Source organism: Pectobacterium sp. CFBP8739 (genome assembly GCF_013449375.1).
Classification (GTDB): domain Bacteria; phylum Pseudomonadota; class Gammaproteobacteria; order Enterobacterales; family Enterobacteriaceae; genus Pectobacterium.
The window spans coordinates 1-295 of the sequence record NZ_JACDRR010000050.1; the positions used below are offsets into that span (position 1 = coordinate 1).

At 48.5% G+C, this 295-nt stretch carries 2 tRNA genes; both read left to right on the forward strand.

The features are described 5' to 3' along the window. Window positions 1–33 precede the first annotated feature (33 nt). A tRNA-Ile gene (locus H0247_RS19535) sits at window positions 34–110 on the forward strand. A gap of 42 nt (window positions 111–152) precedes the next feature. Then, window positions 153–228, forward strand: a tRNA-Ala gene (locus H0247_RS19540). The last annotated feature ends 67 nt before the right edge of the window (window positions 229–295 follow it).

A 295-nucleotide genomic window follows, 5' to 3' on the forward strand; every position in this document is an offset into this window, starting at 1 on the left:
TCTGATGAAAATAACGAGCAGAAATACCTTAATAGGCTTGTAGCTCAGGTGGTTAGAGCGCACCCCTGATAAGGGTGAGGTCGGTGGTTCAAGTCCACTCAGGCCTACCAACTCTTCCATGAGTGGTATGTAAGGTATCTGTAAGCAACGATGGGGCTATAGCTCAGCTGGGAGAGCGCCTGCTTTGCACGCAGGAGGTCTGCGGTTCGATCCCGCATAGCTCCACCATTAAAAAGACTTCAGAGCGTATTGGAAACAGTATGCTGCGAAGTATTTTGCTCTTTAACAATCTGGA